The 15,399-nt window shown below is 45.5% G+C and carries 16 protein-coding genes and 1 riboswitch; of the genes, 12 read left to right on the top strand and 4 right to left on the bottom strand.

The genetic code is table 11. The features are described 5' to 3' along the window. Positions 1-36 precede the first annotated feature (36 nt). Positions 37-253: riboswitch (cobalamin riboswitch) on the bottom strand. Between the two features lie 82 nt (positions 254-335). The 12 genes from VC182_RS09680 to VC182_RS09625 all read left to right on the top strand — a co-directional run bounded on the left by VC182_RS09680 (position 336) and on the right by VC182_RS09625 (position 12,065). Continuing rightward, the gene (locus tag VC182_RS09680) at positions 336-953 is read left to right on the top strand and encodes a Crp/Fnr family transcriptional regulator (protein ID WP_072583791.1); all 618 of its coding nucleotides are present in this window, start codon (positions 336-338) and stop codon (positions 951-953) included. A 205-nt stretch (positions 954-1,158) separates the two neighbouring features. Next, positions 1,159-2,868, top strand: coding sequence for an oxalyl-CoA decarboxylase (gene oxc, locus VC182_RS09675; protein ID WP_323485171.1), 1,710 nt, complete (start codon positions 1,159-1,161; stop codon positions 2,866-2,868). A gap of 80 nt (positions 2,869-2,948) precedes the next feature. Continuing rightward, entirely contained in the window at positions 2,949-4,199 is a 1,251-nt protein-coding gene (gene frc / locus VC182_RS09670) for a formyl-CoA transferase (protein ID WP_215357501.1), read from the top strand. An 82-nt stretch (positions 4,200-4,281) separates the two neighbouring features. Continuing rightward, complete coding sequence (locus tag VC182_RS09665; RefSeq protein WP_216121294.1) at positions 4,282-4,710, top strand: PAS domain-containing protein; 429 nt, start codon at positions 4,282-4,284, stop codon at positions 4,708-4,710. Positions 4,711-4,849: 139 nt separating this feature from the next. Further along, entirely contained in the window at positions 4,850-6,097 is a 1,248-nt protein-coding gene (gene frc, locus VC182_RS09660; protein ID WP_072583787.1) for a formyl-CoA transferase, read from the top strand. A 1-nt stretch (position 6,098) separates the two neighbouring features. After that, entirely contained in the window at positions 6,099-7,031 is a 933-nt protein-coding gene (locus VC182_RS09655; RefSeq protein ID WP_323485170.1) for a methionyl-tRNA formyltransferase, read from the top strand. A 209-nt stretch (positions 7,032-7,240) separates the two neighbouring features. Then, the gene (locus VC182_RS09650; RefSeq protein ID WP_072583785.1) at positions 7,241-7,993 is read left to right on the top strand and encodes a transporter substrate-binding domain-containing protein; all 753 of its coding nucleotides are present in this window, start codon (positions 7,241-7,243) and stop codon (positions 7,991-7,993) included. 20 nt (positions 7,994-8,013) lie between these two features. Continuing rightward, the gene (locus tag VC182_RS09645) at positions 8,014-8,673 is read left to right on the top strand and encodes an amino acid ABC transporter permease (protein WP_323485169.1); all 660 of its coding nucleotides are present in this window, start codon (positions 8,014-8,016) and stop codon (positions 8,671-8,673) included. Beyond that, positions 8,670-9,398 carry an amino acid ABC transporter ATP-binding protein gene (locus tag VC182_RS09640; RefSeq protein WP_323485168.1) on the top strand — a complete coding sequence of 243 codons (729 nt, stop codon included), beginning with the start codon at positions 8,670-8,672 and terminating at the stop codon, positions 9,396-9,398. The genes VC182_RS09645 and VC182_RS09640 overlap by 4 nt, the downstream gene beginning before the upstream one ends. Before the next feature lie 2 nt (positions 9,399-9,400). Then, positions 9,401-10,072, top strand: coding sequence for an amino acid ABC transporter permease (locus VC182_RS09635; RefSeq protein WP_323485167.1), 672 nt, complete (start codon positions 9,401-9,403; stop codon positions 10,070-10,072). Between the two features lie 58 nt (positions 10,073-10,130). Then, complete coding sequence (locus tag VC182_RS09630) at positions 10,131-11,570, top strand: amino acid permease (RefSeq protein ID WP_323485166.1); 1,440 nt, start codon at positions 10,131-10,133, stop codon at positions 11,568-11,570. 6 nt (positions 11,571-11,576) lie between these two features. Beyond that, complete coding sequence (locus tag VC182_RS09625; RefSeq protein WP_323485165.1) at positions 11,577-12,065, top strand: cupin domain-containing protein; 489 nt, start codon at positions 11,577-11,579, stop codon at positions 12,063-12,065. A 165-nt stretch (positions 12,066-12,230) separates the two neighbouring features. Here the strand turns inward: VC182_RS09625 and VC182_RS09620 are convergent, their stop codons facing one another. From VC182_RS09620 to VC182_RS09605, 4 genes are all read right to left on the bottom strand, one after another. Continuing rightward, positions 12,231-13,376: a hypothetical protein gene (locus VC182_RS09620; protein WP_323485164.1), complete on the bottom strand. Its 1,146-nt coding sequence runs from the start codon at positions 13,374-13,376 to the stop codon at positions 12,231-12,233. Positions 13,377-13,446: 70 nt separating this feature from the next. After that, positions 13,447-14,298, bottom strand: a complete 852-nt coding sequence (gene panC / locus VC182_RS09615) for a pantoate--beta-alanine ligase (RefSeq protein ID WP_323485163.1) — start codon at positions 14,296-14,298, stop codon at positions 13,447-13,449. Continuing rightward, positions 14,295-15,134: a segregation and condensation protein A gene (locus tag VC182_RS09610; protein ID WP_237767787.1), complete on the bottom strand. Its 840-nt coding sequence runs from the start codon at positions 15,132-15,134 to the stop codon at positions 14,295-14,297. The genes panC and VC182_RS09610 overlap by 4 nt, the downstream gene beginning before the upstream one ends. 28 nt (positions 15,135-15,162) lie before the next feature. After that, complete coding sequence (locus VC182_RS09605) at positions 15,163-15,351, bottom strand: DUF3460 family protein (RefSeq protein ID WP_072583777.1); 189 nt, start codon at positions 15,349-15,351, stop codon at positions 15,163-15,165. Positions 15,352-15,399: the final 48 nt, after the last annotated feature.

Here is a 15,399-nt window from a genome sequence, read left to right as displayed (position 1 = left end):
CTTAGCGCTTTCTTGGCGCGCGAAGATCCCCGTCCGCAAAATTCCACCTATCTTGGCCGGTATCCGGGCTAGTAAATATCAGAATCTGGCCTTCCCATGCGATTGACGCGCACAGTGGCTTTGTCAGATTCCTGACGCCCCAAATAAAGCAAAAAGGGCGCATTTACCTACCGTTGCGGGGGCAGCACACATTTAGTGTTTCCCGTTTAACTTTATTGCACTGCAATAAAGCACCACGACCTCATCATTCTAGCGGATTTGAAGTGCGCCAAGAGGGGGTTCAAGGCTTTGGGAGGTAAAAAAGCCTACAATAGAGGGTCTTGGAGCAAGGATTCATGACCGTATTAGATAAGCATCCCGAAAAAAACTTGATTCGCTTACAGTTGAGTCAAAACTCGGTCTTAAAAAGCTTGGATCCCTCAGCAATGGCTGATTTAGAGCGCCATTTAGAAATTGCGGACCTCAAAAAATCAGAAATTTTGCTGCATCAAGGTGATCACCAGATGGAGCAGTACTTCGTTTTGGATGGCATTCTGAAGCGGATTGTTTCAAGCGCTGATGCCAAAGAGATGATTTTGCGTTTTGCCATCGAAAAAGATATTGAAACGAGCTATGCCGCATGGCGCTTAAAAACCGCTGCCCCCTACAGTATTGCGTGTGTCACTAAGGCGCGTGTGGCCCGGATGCCCATGAAGAAGTGGGCTGAATTTCTTGAGGAGCACAAACCTCTCAAAGAGAGCTTTGAGTTCGAGGTAATGCGCCTGATGAGTGAAATCATGGCCCACACCATTACCTTGCATATGCTCGATGCCCCAGGCCGGGTAGAGCGTTTCTTGCGTAAATATGAGGATTTGTTCGAGCTTCTACCAAAGAAGGAGCTGGCAGCCTATCTCAATCTCTCTCCTGAGACCCTAAGTCGCCTTAAAACGAAGCATAAAGAGCTCTTTGTTTAAGGGGCAAAACCGCCCGTAATTACAGGATTTAGGGGGGAAATTGACCGAAGTCAATGATGAACCTCTCCCCCAAGCCTAATATTCATCTCAGCCTAAGCGGGACACAAAACCCGTTATGCGATTTATAACTACATTGGAGACGTTAGCGAAAGCTAAATTGCATTGGCTCTAGAAGAGCAAACCCGCAATTTCTATATAAATTTCTATGACAACTGATAATCAAAACACACAATTAACCGATGGCTTTCACCTCGTCATTGACGCCCTGAAAGCAAACGATCTCGATACTATTTTCGGCCTCGTTGGTATTCCAATTACTGACTTATGCCGTTTAGCGCAAGCAGAAGGTTTGCGTTTTATCGGCTTCCGCCACGAACAACACGCAGGTAATGCTGCCGCTATTGCTGGTTACATGACGCAAAAGCCAGGTATCTGTATGACTGTTTCTGCTCCTGGTTTCTTGAACGGTTTGACAGCTTTAGCTAACGCCACTGTGAACTGCTTCCCAATGATTTTGATCTCTGGTTCAAGCGAACGTGAAATCGTTGACTTGCAACAGGGTGACTACGAAGAGATGGATCAGCTCAATGCTGCTAAGCCATACTGCAAAGCTGCATATCGTATTAATCATATTGAAGATATCGGCATCGGTTTTGCTCGCGCAATCCGCGCTGCCGTTTCTGGTCGTCCAGGTGGCGTGTATTTAGACTTGCCAGCTCAGTTGCTTGCTCAAACGATGCCTGCTGATGAAGCTAAGAAATCCATTTTCAAAGTAATCGATCCAGTTCCACGTCAAATCCCAGCGGCTGATGCAGTTGCTCGTGCATTAGATGTGTTGAAGGGCGCTAAGCGTCCATTGATTCTCTTGGGCAAGGGCGCTGCTTATGCTCAAGCCGATAAAGAGATTCGTGACTTAGTTGAAAAATCAGGTATCCCTTACTTGCCGATGTCGATGGCTAAAGGTTTGTTGCCAGACAATCACCCACAATCTGCTTCTGCAGCGCGTTCATTTGTATTGGCTGAAGCTGATGCAGTGTTATTGGTTGGTGCACGTTTGAACTGGTTGCTGGCACACGGTAAAGGTAAAACTTGGGGCAAAGAGCCTAAGAAATTTATCCAAATTGATATTCAAGCAAACGAAGTGGATAGCAACGTTCAAATTGCTGCTCCATTGATTGGTGATATCGGTTCATGCGTTGGTGAACTCTTGAAGGGCATCTCTGCTGTTCCTAAGCCAAGTGCTGAGTGGATTGCTGCGATCACTGAGAAGAAGGATAAGAACTTAGCCAAGATGTCAGAGACATTGGCTAAAGAAGCAAATCCAATGAACTTCCATGGCGCATTACGTGTGATTCGTGATGTGATCAAGAAGAACCCAGATGTGAACTTGGTAAACGAAGGTGCAAATACACTCGACTATTGCCGTGCAATCGTTGATATGTACAAGCCACGTAAGCGTTTTGACTCTGGTACTTGGGGCATTATGGGTATCGGTATGGGTTATGCAATTGGCGCGGCCGTTACTAGCGGCTTGCCAACAGTTGCAGTTGAAGGCGATAGCGCATTTGGCTTTAGCGGTATGGAATTGGAAACAGTTTGCCGTTACAACTTGCCAATCACGACTGTTGTATTCAACAACAACGGCGTATACCGCGGTACTGACGTTAACCCAACAGGCGGCGCTGATGTTGCACCAACTGTGTTCGTTAAAGATGCTCGTTACGACAAAATGATTGAAGCATTTGGTGGTGTTGGTTACTACGTAACTACCCCAGCAGAATTAGAAGCAGCGTTAACAGAAGCGATTGCTGCCGGTAAACCAGCCCTCATCAATGCTGTTATTGATGAAACTGCAGGTACTGAGAGTGGACGTTTAACGAACTTAAACCCATCCACAGCAGCTGCTAAGAAATAAGATATTAAAAACGGTAATAAAAAGTTAATATTTTTGAGCTAAATTTGAAGTAAACAAGAAAGACTTAAGGAGAAACACACATGACTAAACCATTAGACGGTATTCGCATTATTGACTTCACACACGTACAGGCAGGCCCTGCATGTACTCAGTTGTTGGCTTGGTACGGCGCTGACGTAATCAAGGTTGAGCGTCCAGGTTCTGGCGACGTAACTCGTAGCCAATTGCGCGACATTCCAGGTGCAGATGCTTTGTACTTCACAATGTTGAACGGTAACAAGCGTTCATTGACTTTGGATACTAAGACTCAAGAAGGTAAAGAAGTTTTAGAGAAGATGATCAAAACTTCTGACGTCATGGTTGAGAACTTTGGCCCAGGCGCTTTGGATCGTATGGGATTCTCTTGGAAGCGTATCCAAGAATTGAACCCAAAAATGATCATGGCTTCTGTTAAAGGCTTTAGTGATGGCCACTCATACGAAGACTTAAAAGTGTATGAGAACGTTGCTCAGTGCGCTGGCGGTGCTGCTTCTACAACTGGCTTCTGGGATGGTCCTCCTACAGTTTCTGCTGCTGCTTTGGGTGACTCAAATACTGGTATGCACTTGGCAATCGGTATCTTGACAGCTTTGATGCAACGTCAAAAAACTGGCAAAGGTCAAAAAGTTTCTTGCTCAATGCAAGACGCTGTATTGAACTTGTGCCGCGTGAAGTTGCGCGACCAACAACGTTTGGACAAAATTGGTTACTTGGAAGAGTACCCACAGTACCCACACGGTTCATTTACTGACGTAGTTCCACGTGGCGGTAACGCTGGTGGTGGCGGTCAGCCAGGTTGGGTGTTGAAGTGTAAGGGTTGGGAAACAGATCCAAACGCATACATCTACTTCACTATTCAAGGTCACGCTTGGGAGCCAATTACTCGTGCGATTGGTAAGCCAGAGTGGGCAACTGATCCAGCGTACATGACTGCTGAAGCGCGTCAAGACAAGATTTTTGACATCTTCGCAACTATTGAAGACTGGCTCAAAGATAAGACTAAATACGAAGCTGTAGACATTCTCCGCAAGTTTGATATTCCATGTGCCCCAGTTCTCTCCATGAAAGAATTGGCTAACTCACCTGACTTGCGTAAGAGCGGTTCTATTGTTGAAGTGGACCACAAAGTACGTGGTAAGTATTTGACTATCGGTAGCCCAATCAAGTTCTCTGATTTGGAAATCGAAGTTGGTCCATCACCAGTATTGGGTGAGCACACTGACGAAGTATTGGCTGACCTTGGCTATAGCGCTGATGACATCGCTAAGTTGCACACAGCTAAAGCAGTTTAATAACAAGTAACATTGGCATTAATTTGAAGGCGCTCCTAGTGAGCGCCTTTTTTATTTCTTAAAAACTCTATAGACTGATCACATGAACACCAATATTGATTTACACCAGTTAGTAGAGTGCGTAGGCGATGCGATTGTGGTTGCCGATGCTGATGAAAAGATCGTGCTGTGGAATCCTGCGGCCACACGTATCTTTGGATACTCAGAGCAAGAAGCCCTTGGAAATACTTTAGATCTCATTGTTCCTGAGCGTCAGCGCCAGAAACACAATGAGGGATACAACCATTCAATGGAGACGGGCACGACCCGTTATGGCGCATCCTTATTGAAAGTGCCAGCCAAGCACAAGGATGGCAGCACTATATCGATTGCATTCACTGTAGGCATGCTGTTTGACGCCTCGGGGAAGGCTAGCGGGGTGGCTGCCATTATTCGGGATGAAAGCGAGCGTTTTGCCGAAGAAAGGGCCCTTAAAAAGCGACTTTCTGAGCTTGAAAATCCCCAGGCTTAGTCGCATATAGACCCTAACAAGAGTAAATGCAGGTTTAGACGGAATATATGCCCAAAAAGCGGGCACGCCTCAATTTCCCCTATATCCCACTGGTAAAATCGCCTTAATTCAAAATTTCATTCTTATTGGGACTTAAATCATGGCAAAAGCACTAGAAGGGGTCAAAATTCTCGACTTTACGCACGTTCAATCAGGTCCGACCTGCACTCAGTTGCTGGCTTGGTTTGGTGCAGATGTTATCAAAGTAGAAAAATCCGGTGAAGGCGATGCAACGCGTGGCCAATTGCGCGACATCCCCGATGCGGATAGTTTGTATTTCACGATGTTGAACCATAACAAGCGTTCCATTACCGTGAATACCAAAACCCAAAAGGGTAAAGAAATTCTAGAGCGCCTCATTAAAGAGTGCGACGTATTGGTTGAGAACTTTGCACCCGGCGCACTTGATCGCATGGGATTTTCTTGGGAGCGCATTCAAGAACTCAATCCAATGATGATCATGGCTTCTGTCAAAGGCTTTGGTCCTGGTCCATATGAAGATTGCAAGGTGTATGAGAACGTAGCGCAGTGCGCTGGTGGTTCTGCATCTACTACTGGTTTTGATGACGGCCCTCCAATGGTGACTGGTGCACAAATTGGTGACAGCGGAACCGGTTTGCATTTAGCACTTGGTATTGTTACAGCTCTATACCAACGCACGCACTCTGGCCGTGGTCAGAAAGTATTGGCAGCAATGCAAGATGCAGTGTTGAACCTGTGCCGCGTGAAGTTGCGCGATCAACAGCGTTTAGAGCGCGTTGGTCTGATGCAAGAGTACCCACAATTCCCGAACGGTGAGTTCGGTGACGCTGTACCCCGTGCTGGTAATGCTTCTGGCGGTGGTCAGCCTGGTTGGATTGTGAAGTGTAAGGGCTGGGAAACTGATCCAAATGCTTACATGTATGTGATCGTACAAGCGCCAGTTTGGGAAGCAATTTGCAAAGTAATCGGCCGTGAAGATTGGATTACCGATGTGCGTTTCGCATCGCCAATGGCACGCTTGCCACACCTTATGGAAATCTTCGGTGAGATCGAAAAGTGGACCATGACCATGACGAAGTTTGAAGTCATGGACGTATTGAATAAATATGACATTCCATGCGGTCCAATTCTGTCCATGAAAGAAATTGCTGAAGAGCCTGCATTGCGCGCGACTGGGACAGTTGTTGAGGTTGATCATCCAATTCGTGGCAAGTACCTCACTGTTGGTAACCCAATCAAGATGTCTGATAGCCCAACCGATGTGACTCGTTCACCTTTGCTTGGTGAGCATACTGATGAGATTCTTAGTGAGTTAGGTTACTCAACTGATGAATTGATCGCATTACGTCACGAGAAGGTGATCTAAGATGCGGGTTGCTTTAATTGGGAGTGCGGATTTTGGTAAGGCGGCGCTAGAAGCCTTTTTAGATCGCGGCGATGAAGTGGTTGCCGTTTTCTGCCCACCCGACAATCCTAAATCAAGCAAACCCGAAGTCTTAAAAGAAGCGGCGTTAGCAAGGGGCTTAACCCCCTTGCAGTTTTCTTCCTTGAAGGGCCCAGAAGCTGCTCAAGCCATGATTGATGCCAACGCAGACATCTGTGTAATGGCTTATGTGCTTCAGTTTGTGCCGCAAGAGCTTTGTAAGATTCCGAAGCACGGCACGATTCAGTACCACCCATCCTTGCTGCCTAAATACCGTGGTCCGAGCGCCATCAATTGGGCAATTGCATTGGGTGAAGAGAAGACTGGTTTAACCATCTTCCGTCCATCCGATGGCTTAGATGAAGGCGAAGTGATTTTGCAAAAAGAAGTAGCCATTGGGCCTAATGACACATTAGGCAAGATCTACTTTGATCATTTATTCCCGATCGGTGTACAAGCTCTCCTAGAGACTGCTGATCTTGTAGTTGTAGGTAAGCATCAAGAAGTTGTTCAAGATGAATCGCAAGCGAACTACGAAGGTTGGTTTGATGCGAATGCTGCACAGATTCATTGGGCGACACACATCAGTCAAATCTACAATCTCATTCGTGCATGTAATCCAGCGCCTGGTGCATGGACTAAGTTTGGCGAACAAAAAGTACAGATCTACGATTGCCATAAACATGTGGCTGCAACGTTTGGTGCTGTCAAAGGCAAGCCAGGTGAAGTGACCCAAATCACGCTAGATTCATTCTTCGTCACCTGCCATGGTGGACAGATTGAGGTCCTGAAGGCTAAAGGCGCTGCGGGTAAAGTGACTGGTGCTGAATTGGCTAAAGAGCTGAATCTAGAAGTAGGGCGGTTCTTTATTCTTTAGATCGGTTGGCAAACAACCCAATGACGGCATGAATTGTGATGTTCTGCAATTCCTGCCAAAGAATCATCATTTGCAAACAGCCTTTCTGCCAATACCTTTTGATGAAATACTTTTCATTGTGCCGCTTCTGATCTTGGTGCATTATTGGTCAGATTTACGGAATGTTTTTAAGCTTAATTGCCCCGATTTTTACTACAAGGATTTTGTCTATGAAACGCCGATTTTTGCTATTACTGATTTGTGCCCTAAGCCTAGGAATGGTTGCCTGCTCTAAGGGGACGAATTCAAGTGAAATTAAGGTAGCCGTATCGCCTGCGTCACCACCAATGCTATTTGATCAAAATGGTCAGATTGTTGGCGTCGATATGGATATTTTCCAGGGCTATTGCAAATCCCGTGGCTGCACTTTAAAAGTAACTCCTTATGATTGGCAGGGAATGCTTGGTGCTGTTTCAAGCGGTCAAGCCGATGTTGCCTTTTCTGGCATCTCAATCACGGATAAGCGCAAAGAGGCGATGGATTTTTCTCAGCCTTATTACGATAACTCTTGGCATCTCGTAAGTCTTAAAAGTAAGAACATTAAGATTACGGACTTAAATCAACTCAAGAAGTATTCGATTGGCTACCCACGCGGCATGGCTTACGATGACTTGATCAGAAATGAGCTGGAGCCTAAGGGCTACTACTCTTTAAGCAAGGTAAAGCTTTATCCCTCATATGCTGAGGTGGTAACTGATCTGCAGAATGGCAATATTGATTTGGCATTTATTGAAGAGCCTGTGCTCTTAAATTATGAAAACAAACTGAAGCTACCATTGGAAAGTGCTTATGTATTCAAGGGTTACGATAAGTTGGGATTTGCCTTTGCCAAAGGATCCAAGTTGCGTGATGACTTTGATAAGTATTTAACAGAGCTAGGACCGGAAAAAATTCAAGCGATCTTAGATAAGTGGATGAAGTAATCCTCTAACAAAAGGTTGTCATGAGTCTTTTAGATATTCTGCTGGAGCTCTGTAAGGGTGTTATCTACACCGTTATCGTGACACTGGTTTGCAGTATGACCGGCCTTGTTGTCAGTCTACTGCTTTCTAGTCTTCATCGACTCTCCATCAGAAGTGTTTCATTTCTTATTGATATCTACACCTACGTCTTTAGGGGAGTGCCGGTACTTGTTCTCCTATTCATGGTGTACTTTGGCCTTCCCGGAATTGGTATTAAACCTCCGCCTTTAATGGCCATGGCCCTTAGCCTGGGTTTGGTGGCCGGCGCCTACTTAACAGAAGTTTTTCGTGGGGCATTTAATTCTGTTGATCCAGCCGAAATTGTTGCTGCACAGGCAATGGGCATGAGTCGCATCCAGGTGCTTCGTTATATTGAAATTCCTCAGATGCTCCGCTTTTCCATTCCCGGCATGGTGAATGAATTTACCTCCGTTCTGAAATATTCTCCCTTTGCCTACACCGTTGGTATTCCAGAGATCACCAAGGAAGCCATGACATTGACAGCCAATACCCTAAAGGGAATTGATGTTTATCTGATGGTTGGAGTGCTGTACTTTGTCATCTATCGGATTTTGTTGATCGGTGTCCAATTAATTCAAAAACATTATGAAATTCCAGGCATGAAAGAAGCAGCAGTATGACCGTTATTACCATCCGAGACCTCACCAAGGAATTTGAGGGTCATTTAGTTCTCTCTGGGATTAACCTAGACTTGCAGCAAGGTGAGGTGAAGGTCCTGATGGGCTCTTCTGGAAGCGGAAAATCAACCCTCTTGAGGTGCTTAAATCGCTTAGTAGAGCCTACCTCCGGATCAATTCAGTTCAAGGGTAATGAGATCTTGGGCCCCAATGTAGATGTGCGGCAATTACGCAAGCAAATTGGCTTTGTGTTTCAGCAATTTGCTTTGTATAGCCATCTCACTGCCTTAGAAAATGTCACATTAGCATTGCGTAAATTAGAGGGTATGGGGCTTAAAGAAGCCAATGAGAAGGCTTTACATGAGTTGTCTCGATTTGAGATGACGTCCCATCAAAGTAAGTACCCATCTCAATTATCCGGTGGACAGAAGCAGCGCGTTGCTATTGCACGAGCTTTAGCGATGGACCCAGCCGTATTGCTGTTGGATGAGCCAACCTCAGCACTGGATCCCATCATGTCTCGTGATGTGGGAGATCTCATAAATCGCCTGCACCATAATGGAATCACCATGATTTGTGTAACTCATGACTTGGATTTGGCAAGCGCCATTTCAGATCGGGTGCTATTTTTGGACAAGGGTGTCATTCGTGCAGACGAGCGCATTGATGTTCTTGCCAACAATCATTCTGATCCAGAGCTGCAAGCTTTTTTTGGTAAGAGAGGGTAGTCATGGCGGGATCTTGGAGCGGTTTTGAGCGTGATCTTCTTGAGCAGATGCCGCTCATATTGGCTGGACTTTCCAATACTCTCCAATTAGCAGTTGTAATTAGCATTACAGGATTTTTATTGGGTGTTGTTGTCTTTTATCTGACGCTCAGTAAGAATGTCTTGATCCGCAATGCCATTAATGGCTACATTTCCTTTTTTATCGGCATGCCTTTGATCGTGCTTTTGTTCTTAATGTATTACGGACTCCCTCAATGGGGGGTCCGACTCAATCCATTTACAGTGGCAGTGATTGGATTTACCTTAAATGTGGCTGCATACAATGCAGCATATCTAAAGACAGCGTTTAATGGCCTGGATAAGACTCAGTTAGAGGCTGCTAGGGCGCAAGGCTTTAAGTCGTCACAGGTATTTCGCTTGATAACTCTGCCGCAGGTATTGCATACTTCAGTGCCAGCACTAACCAACCAAGTAATAGGAAACCTCAAAGACAGTTCAATTACGTTTTTGATTCAGTACACCGAGTTCTTTGCCCGTATGCAAGAGCTGGCTTCCACTAATTTTCAGTTCTTCAAAGCCTACTTGCTCACCGCTTTAGCATATTTACTCTTGGTTTCCGTGATTGTCTTGATTGCTAGAAGGATTGAGCGGCGGGTGCTAATACCGATTAATTGAACTCAGCTAAATTCAGCTAAAGAAAGCTAAATTAGTTTTCACCAGAACTTGGACTTGTATGGAAAGCAATCATAAATTAGAGCGTGGTTTAGGTCAGCGACAAATCGAAATGATCGCCATCGGCGGCTGTATTGGCACCGGCTTATTCATGGGCTCTGGAAAGACCATATCGATTGCTGGCCCCAGCATCATTTTGATTTATGCCGTCATTGGCTGCATCTTATATTTTGTGATGCGAGCTATGGGAGAGTTGCTCCTATCTAACCTCAATTACAAATCCTTTGTTGATTTTTCAGAAGACTTACTGGGACCGTCAGCAGGATTTTTTATGGGCTGGACGTATTGGTTTGCTTGGATCGTAGCTGCGATTGCTGAGATTATTGCGATTACTGGCTATATTGCTTTCTGGTGGCCTAACTTGCCCCCTTGGATATCCGCTCTTTCTATTGTGCTTTTATTGCTCGCATTAAATATTCTTAGTGTTAAAGCATTTGGGGAGCTAGAGTTTTGGTTAGCCATTATTAAAGTGATCGCCATTATTAGTCTGATTGCTCTCGGGATTTACTTATGTATTACTGGCTTTGTTTCTCCGAGTGGGGTTACCGCCCACATTAGTAACCTATGGTCCTACGGAGGACTGTTTCCTAATGGGGTCTCGGGCTTGCTGGGAGGTCTTCAGACTGCCATCTTCGCATTTGCTGGCATGGAAATCATTGGCACCATGATGGCAGAAACAAAGGATCCAGAGCGGATGCTGCCCGATGCAATTCATAAAATACCTTTCCGCATCATGATTTTCTATATTGGCACGGTCATGGTTTTAATGATGGTGACTCCTTGGGTGGATATCTCTCCTAACGAAAGTCCTTTTGTCGGAATGTTTTCGCTGGTGGGTATGGTGAGTGCTGCATCCTTGATTAACGGCGTGGTGATTAGTTCGGCAACGTCTTCGAGCAATAGCGGCATATACGCTACATCACGCATGGTGTATGGCCTAGCAAAGAATCATCATGCACCATCCATCTTTGGAAAGTTGTCTTCTCATAAAATTCCAACTGGTGGCATCTTTTTTGGAACAGGTCTTGTGCTATCGGCATCCCTCATACTGACAACTACACAGTCCATGATGAGTGCATTTGAATTGGTTGGTAGCGTAACGGCCATCCTCTTTATTTACATATGGTCGATGATTTTGTTGGCCTACCTTGCTTATCGCAAGCGTCTACCCCAGGCTCATGATGAGTCGAAGTTTAAGACTCCTCTGGGTAAAACGATGATTTATGTAGCATTTGTATTTTTTGCTATCGTGATCTACGCTCTAGGCCTAAATGAGAACACACGCATTGCGCTGTACTTCTTGCCATTATGGTTTGTGGTGCTTGGATTTTTCTACTGGTTTAAAACTCGTAGAAGTGTGAATCAGAAAGCATTGATTGCAGCCTTTAAGAAAAAAGTCATAGAGCAAAATGTTGCTGCAAAAATATATAGGGCTCGATAGGAATATATGCAAACAGTGAATTCTCTCGTAGAAGATCTCAGCCTTCTCCCGCATCCAGAGGGTGGCTTTTATCGAGAGATGTATCGATCGCCAACTATTGTTAGTGCTGACGGCTCAGGACAAAAGAGCGCTTACACCAGTATTTACTACCTCCTTGCGAGTGAAGATTTTTCATCATGGCATCGAATCAAATCAGATGAGACTTGGTACTTTCATAGTGGCTGCGATGTCATCATCTACTTCTTTGATATGAATAAAGAGCTGCAAACCATTCAATTGGGGTTGGATTCGAAATGCTTGCAAGCCACTATTTCAGCCAATACTTGGTTTGCTGCCAAACCCATGCATCAAAACTCGTTTTGCTTAGTGAGCTGTGCTGTAGCGCCCGGTTTCGAGTTTGTAGATTTTGAAATTGGTCAGCGGGAGATCTTGTTAAGAGAGCTTGGCCACTCTGCAGATAACATCAAGGCTATTGAGACCCTTACAAGGGCTTGATCAATATCTCGACCGACCCCAAGACTTAGATTTCGAGGTTATTAGCTGAGATTTTTTACTCACTATGGTAGATGAGTTAGTAGGATTTTCTGAGGGCCCTCTAAAATATAGGCAATAAAAAAGCCCCGCAGAGCGAGGCTTTTGTCGAACAATTTCTTGATGGGCTTATGGGAAAACGGCGAGATAAGGAGTTGTCGGAGCCGGATCTGCGTATACACCCAAAACATTCTTTTCAAATACAGTATTCGCCGAGGTAATCGCTGCGCCTGGGAAGGCAAAGTTAGTCCAAGTTGGTGTACCAAAACCTCCTGAGGAGTTGCGACCTACTTGAACTAGCGCAGCACCGGTTGGATATGTTGAAGAGGTTTGAGCCCAGTCAATTGAAAGATAGTATCCACCTGCATTGTCTGTAGTGATGCCTTCGACGTGTGAAACTTTAGAGGTGGTCGAATCGTTGTTGTAGAAGAGAGGTGCAAAATTTACAAATCCACCTATTGGATCCCAGTCAACGATATAGCCAGTTGATAATCCATTATCTCCAATTACTTTGCTATATCCACCAACGATCGTGTAATTATTGAGGTTTGAGTTGTACCATATACCATACGCAGTAATGCTTGCTGCTCCGCCGCTCACTATGCTCAATGGAATATCAAAATAGGTATAGGTGTTCGGATTGGTAGGTGCGCTGCCAATAGCCATAATAAATGCATGGCTTGCGGAATCTAAGGAGGTGTTGAAGTTTCCTACAACATAGCCATTCATATTGCTATGAGCGATAGTGCTACTTACCGTTCCAACAGTGAGGCTATCTGGCGAGATTTTGGTGTAAGTCCCGGAGCCATCAATGCTGCCTAGATACAGTAGTCCGTATGCTGTACTTACGCCGGTAAGGTTGTAGTTGCCAACAACCACAATTGATCCAGAGCTTGCACCATTATTGGGTCCGTAAAAGTTTAAGCCTGATGATGTATCGGTCCCAACCTTTTTAATAATGGTCTTGGCTGGACCAATCTTGTTCCAGCTGCTCACATTGGGTATTAATAGAGGGCCGCGGTAGAGTAGACCGTAATTGGTTGTGGGTGTGGTAGTGGTGTCCATGTTGATGCCTGTAAGAAAGACATCTGTAGAGTTGCTAACACCTCTTACGCCAGTAATCTCAGTCGATCCCGCTGGCATGTAGGGTTCAGTAAAGTACTGAATGGCCGGGGATGAAGAGCCTCCGCCACCGCATGCAACAAGAGCCCCTGAGGTTCCCATGGCGCCAATTCCTTTGAGTGCAAGACGGCGATTGAAGTTGATGGTATTCATTTTTACCTTATAAAATTTATTGAAAGGGAGATATTGACTATCGCCCTATTGGAGTTAGAAAGCCTAGAGATTAAATCTCTAGGTTATCAATCAAGCGTGTTTTGCCAAGCTTAGCTGCCGTCAAAATAACGAGCGGCTCGCCAGCTTGTAATTGTTCGTTGCTTGCAGGTGCTAAATCACTCTGCTGACGAATAGCGATGTAATCCGGTTGCCAACCGCGTTTAGCTAAAGAGGCAACTGCAGCCTTTTCAATCTCGGAAATAGACTGGCTGTTGCGATCCTTCAGTTGGATGACGCGTTCCCGAACTTCTTTGAGTGCCTTCATTAACTCTGGTGCTTCAGCACGTTCCTCAACTGAGAGGTAGCCGTTGCGAGAGGAGAGGGCAAGGCCATCTTCCGCGCGAATGGTTTCACCGGGAATTATTTCCACCGGCAAAGCAAACTGCTTAGCCATCTGACGAATAATCATCAGCTGTTGGTAATCCTTTTTGCCAAACACGGCAACCTTAGGCTGCACGCAAGAAAAGAGCTTCAATACAACAGTGCAGACGCCTTTGAAGAAGCCTGGACGGAACTCACCCTCAAGGATGTCGCCCAACTGCTGTGGTGGATCAACTCGATATTCTTGTGGCTGTGGATAGAGGTCTCGCTCGGTAGGCGCAAACAAGATGTACACACCTTCTTTTTCTAGCTTGTCGATATCCGCCTGCATGGTGCGTGGGTAGCTATCAAAGTCTTCGTTAGGACCAAACTGCAAACGATTTACAAAGATGCTCGCTACTACAGGGTCACCATGCTGTCTTGCTAGACGCATCAATGAAAGATGGCCTTCATGGAGGTTACCCATGGTCGGTACAAATGAAGCGCGGTTTTGACCTCTTAAATGGTCACGTAATTCTTGTATGTCGCTAATGATTTTCATGCAACGGGTGTGTAGGCAAGGCGCACATAAATCGGCGCATAGGGCTCAGCTTGGGTAATTTCTACTAAAGCTTCGCGTGAGAGCTCAAGCATCGCAATGAAGTTCACGATAACAACCGGTATGCCTTTGCCGGAATTGATGGCATCTTCAAATAACTCGCTGAACTCAACAAACTTAGTGCTCTGCAAGCGGCGCAAGATGCGGGTCATAAAGTCACGTACCGATAATTCTTCACGGGTAATCGTGTGATGCTGAGTGAGTTTGGCGCGGTGTAAAACATCACGCCAAGCCATTTGCAAGTCTTCTACATTGACATCTGGCCACGCAATTGCGACGGTGGTATCCACATAGCCGTGTGCTACCTGGAAATCACGCCCTTGCTGTGGAATCTGATCAAGCTCTTGTGCAGCAAGCTTCATACGCTCGTACTCTAAGAGACGACGTACTAATTCTGCGCGTGGATCTTCTACTTCTTCTTCGCTATCTGCCTTCTTCATTGGCAGGAGCATGCGAGATTTAATTTCAATCAACATGGCAGCCATGAGTAGATACTCAGCAGCCAGTTCAAGATTGTGATGACGGATTTGATCGACATAGCTCAGGTACTGTTGAGTAACCTGTGCCATTGGAATATCGAGAACGTTGAAGTTCTGTTTGCGAATCAAATACAGCAATAGATCTAATGGACCTTCGAATGCCTCTAGAAAAACTTCTAGTGCATCTGGTGGAATGTAAAGATCAGTAGGGAGCTTAAAAAGCGGTTCGCCATATAGTTTGGCGAAAGCGGCCGACATGCCATCGGTAACCGATGGAGTGCTATCGAGTAAATCCGACATTGGCTGAGCGCTAGGCTCATTGCCTTGATTAGTCATTCGAGTACACGTAGGCGCGTTGCTTGAGTTTTGCAGCTTTGGCACGGCGCTGATCTTCAACGCTCAATGGCTCTTTGTCCCACAGGAGGGCGCGACCAGCCTGTTGTTCAGCTTCGAGCTGTGGATGCTCGGTTTTGAGTTCAGTTAAGAACTGGGTGATTTCAGATTGATATCTTGCCATGGCATTTCCTAAAATACTCAATAAATTCAATAACTTATGAAATTAATT

Source organism: Polynucleobacter sp. AP-Nickl1-40-C4 (assembly GCF_035012665.1).
In the GTDB taxonomy this organism is placed as follows: Bacteria; Pseudomonadota; Gammaproteobacteria; order Burkholderiales; family Burkholderiaceae; genus Polynucleobacter.
Note: the sequence above shows the minus strand (reverse complement) of the source record. Positions and strands in the feature narration are given on the sequence as shown.

Bases quoted from the DNA above. Each gene is read 5' to 3' on its own strand.
- VC182_RS09680 (WP_072583791.1), top strand. From the start codon at position 336: ATGACCGTATTAGATAAGCATCCCGAAAAAAACTTGATTCGCTTACAG.
- oxc (WP_323485171.1), top strand. From the start codon at position 1,159: ATGACAACTGATAATCAAAACACACAATTAACCGATGGCTTTCACCTC.
- frc (WP_215357501.1), top strand. From the start codon at position 2,949: ATGACTAAACCATTAGACGGTATTCGCATTATTGACTTCACACACGTA.
- VC182_RS09665 (WP_216121294.1), top strand. From the start codon at position 4,282: ATGAACACCAATATTGATTTACACCAGTTAGTAGAGTGCGTAGGCGAT.
- frc (WP_072583787.1), top strand. From the start codon at position 4,850: ATGGCAAAAGCACTAGAAGGGGTCAAAATTCTCGACTTTACGCACGTT.
- VC182_RS09655 (WP_323485170.1), top strand. From the start codon at position 6,099: ATGCGGGTTGCTTTAATTGGGAGTGCGGATTTTGGTAAGGCGGCGCTA.
- VC182_RS09650 (WP_072583785.1), top strand. From the start codon at position 7,241: ATGAAACGCCGATTTTTGCTATTACTGATTTGTGCCCTAAGCCTAGGA.
- VC182_RS09645 (WP_323485169.1), top strand. From the start codon at position 8,014: ATGAGTCTTTTAGATATTCTGCTGGAGCTCTGTAAGGGTGTTATCTAC.
- VC182_RS09640 (WP_323485168.1), top strand. From the start codon at position 8,670: ATGACCGTTATTACCATCCGAGACCTCACCAAGGAATTTGAGGGTCAT.
- VC182_RS09635 (WP_323485167.1), top strand. From the start codon at position 9,401: ATGGCGGGATCTTGGAGCGGTTTTGAGCGTGATCTTCTTGAGCAGATG.
- VC182_RS09630 (WP_323485166.1), top strand. From the start codon at position 10,131: ATGGAAAGCAATCATAAATTAGAGCGTGGTTTAGGTCAGCGACAAATC.
- VC182_RS09625 (WP_323485165.1), top strand. From the start codon at position 11,577: ATGCAAACAGTGAATTCTCTCGTAGAAGATCTCAGCCTTCTCCCGCAT.
- VC182_RS09620 (WP_323485164.1), bottom strand. From the start codon at position 13,376: ATGAATACCATCAACTTCAATCGCCGTCTTGCACTCAAAGGAATTGGC.
- panC (WP_323485163.1), bottom strand. From the start codon at position 14,298: ATGAAAATCATTAGCGACATACAAGAATTACGTGACCATTTAAGAGGT.
- VC182_RS09610 (WP_237767787.1), bottom strand. From the start codon at position 15,134: ATGTCGGATTTACTCGATAGCACTCCATCGGTTACCGATGGCATGTCG.
- VC182_RS09605 (WP_072583777.1), bottom strand. From the start codon at position 15,351: ATGGCAAGATATCAATCTGAAATCACCCAGTTCTTAACTGAACTCAAA.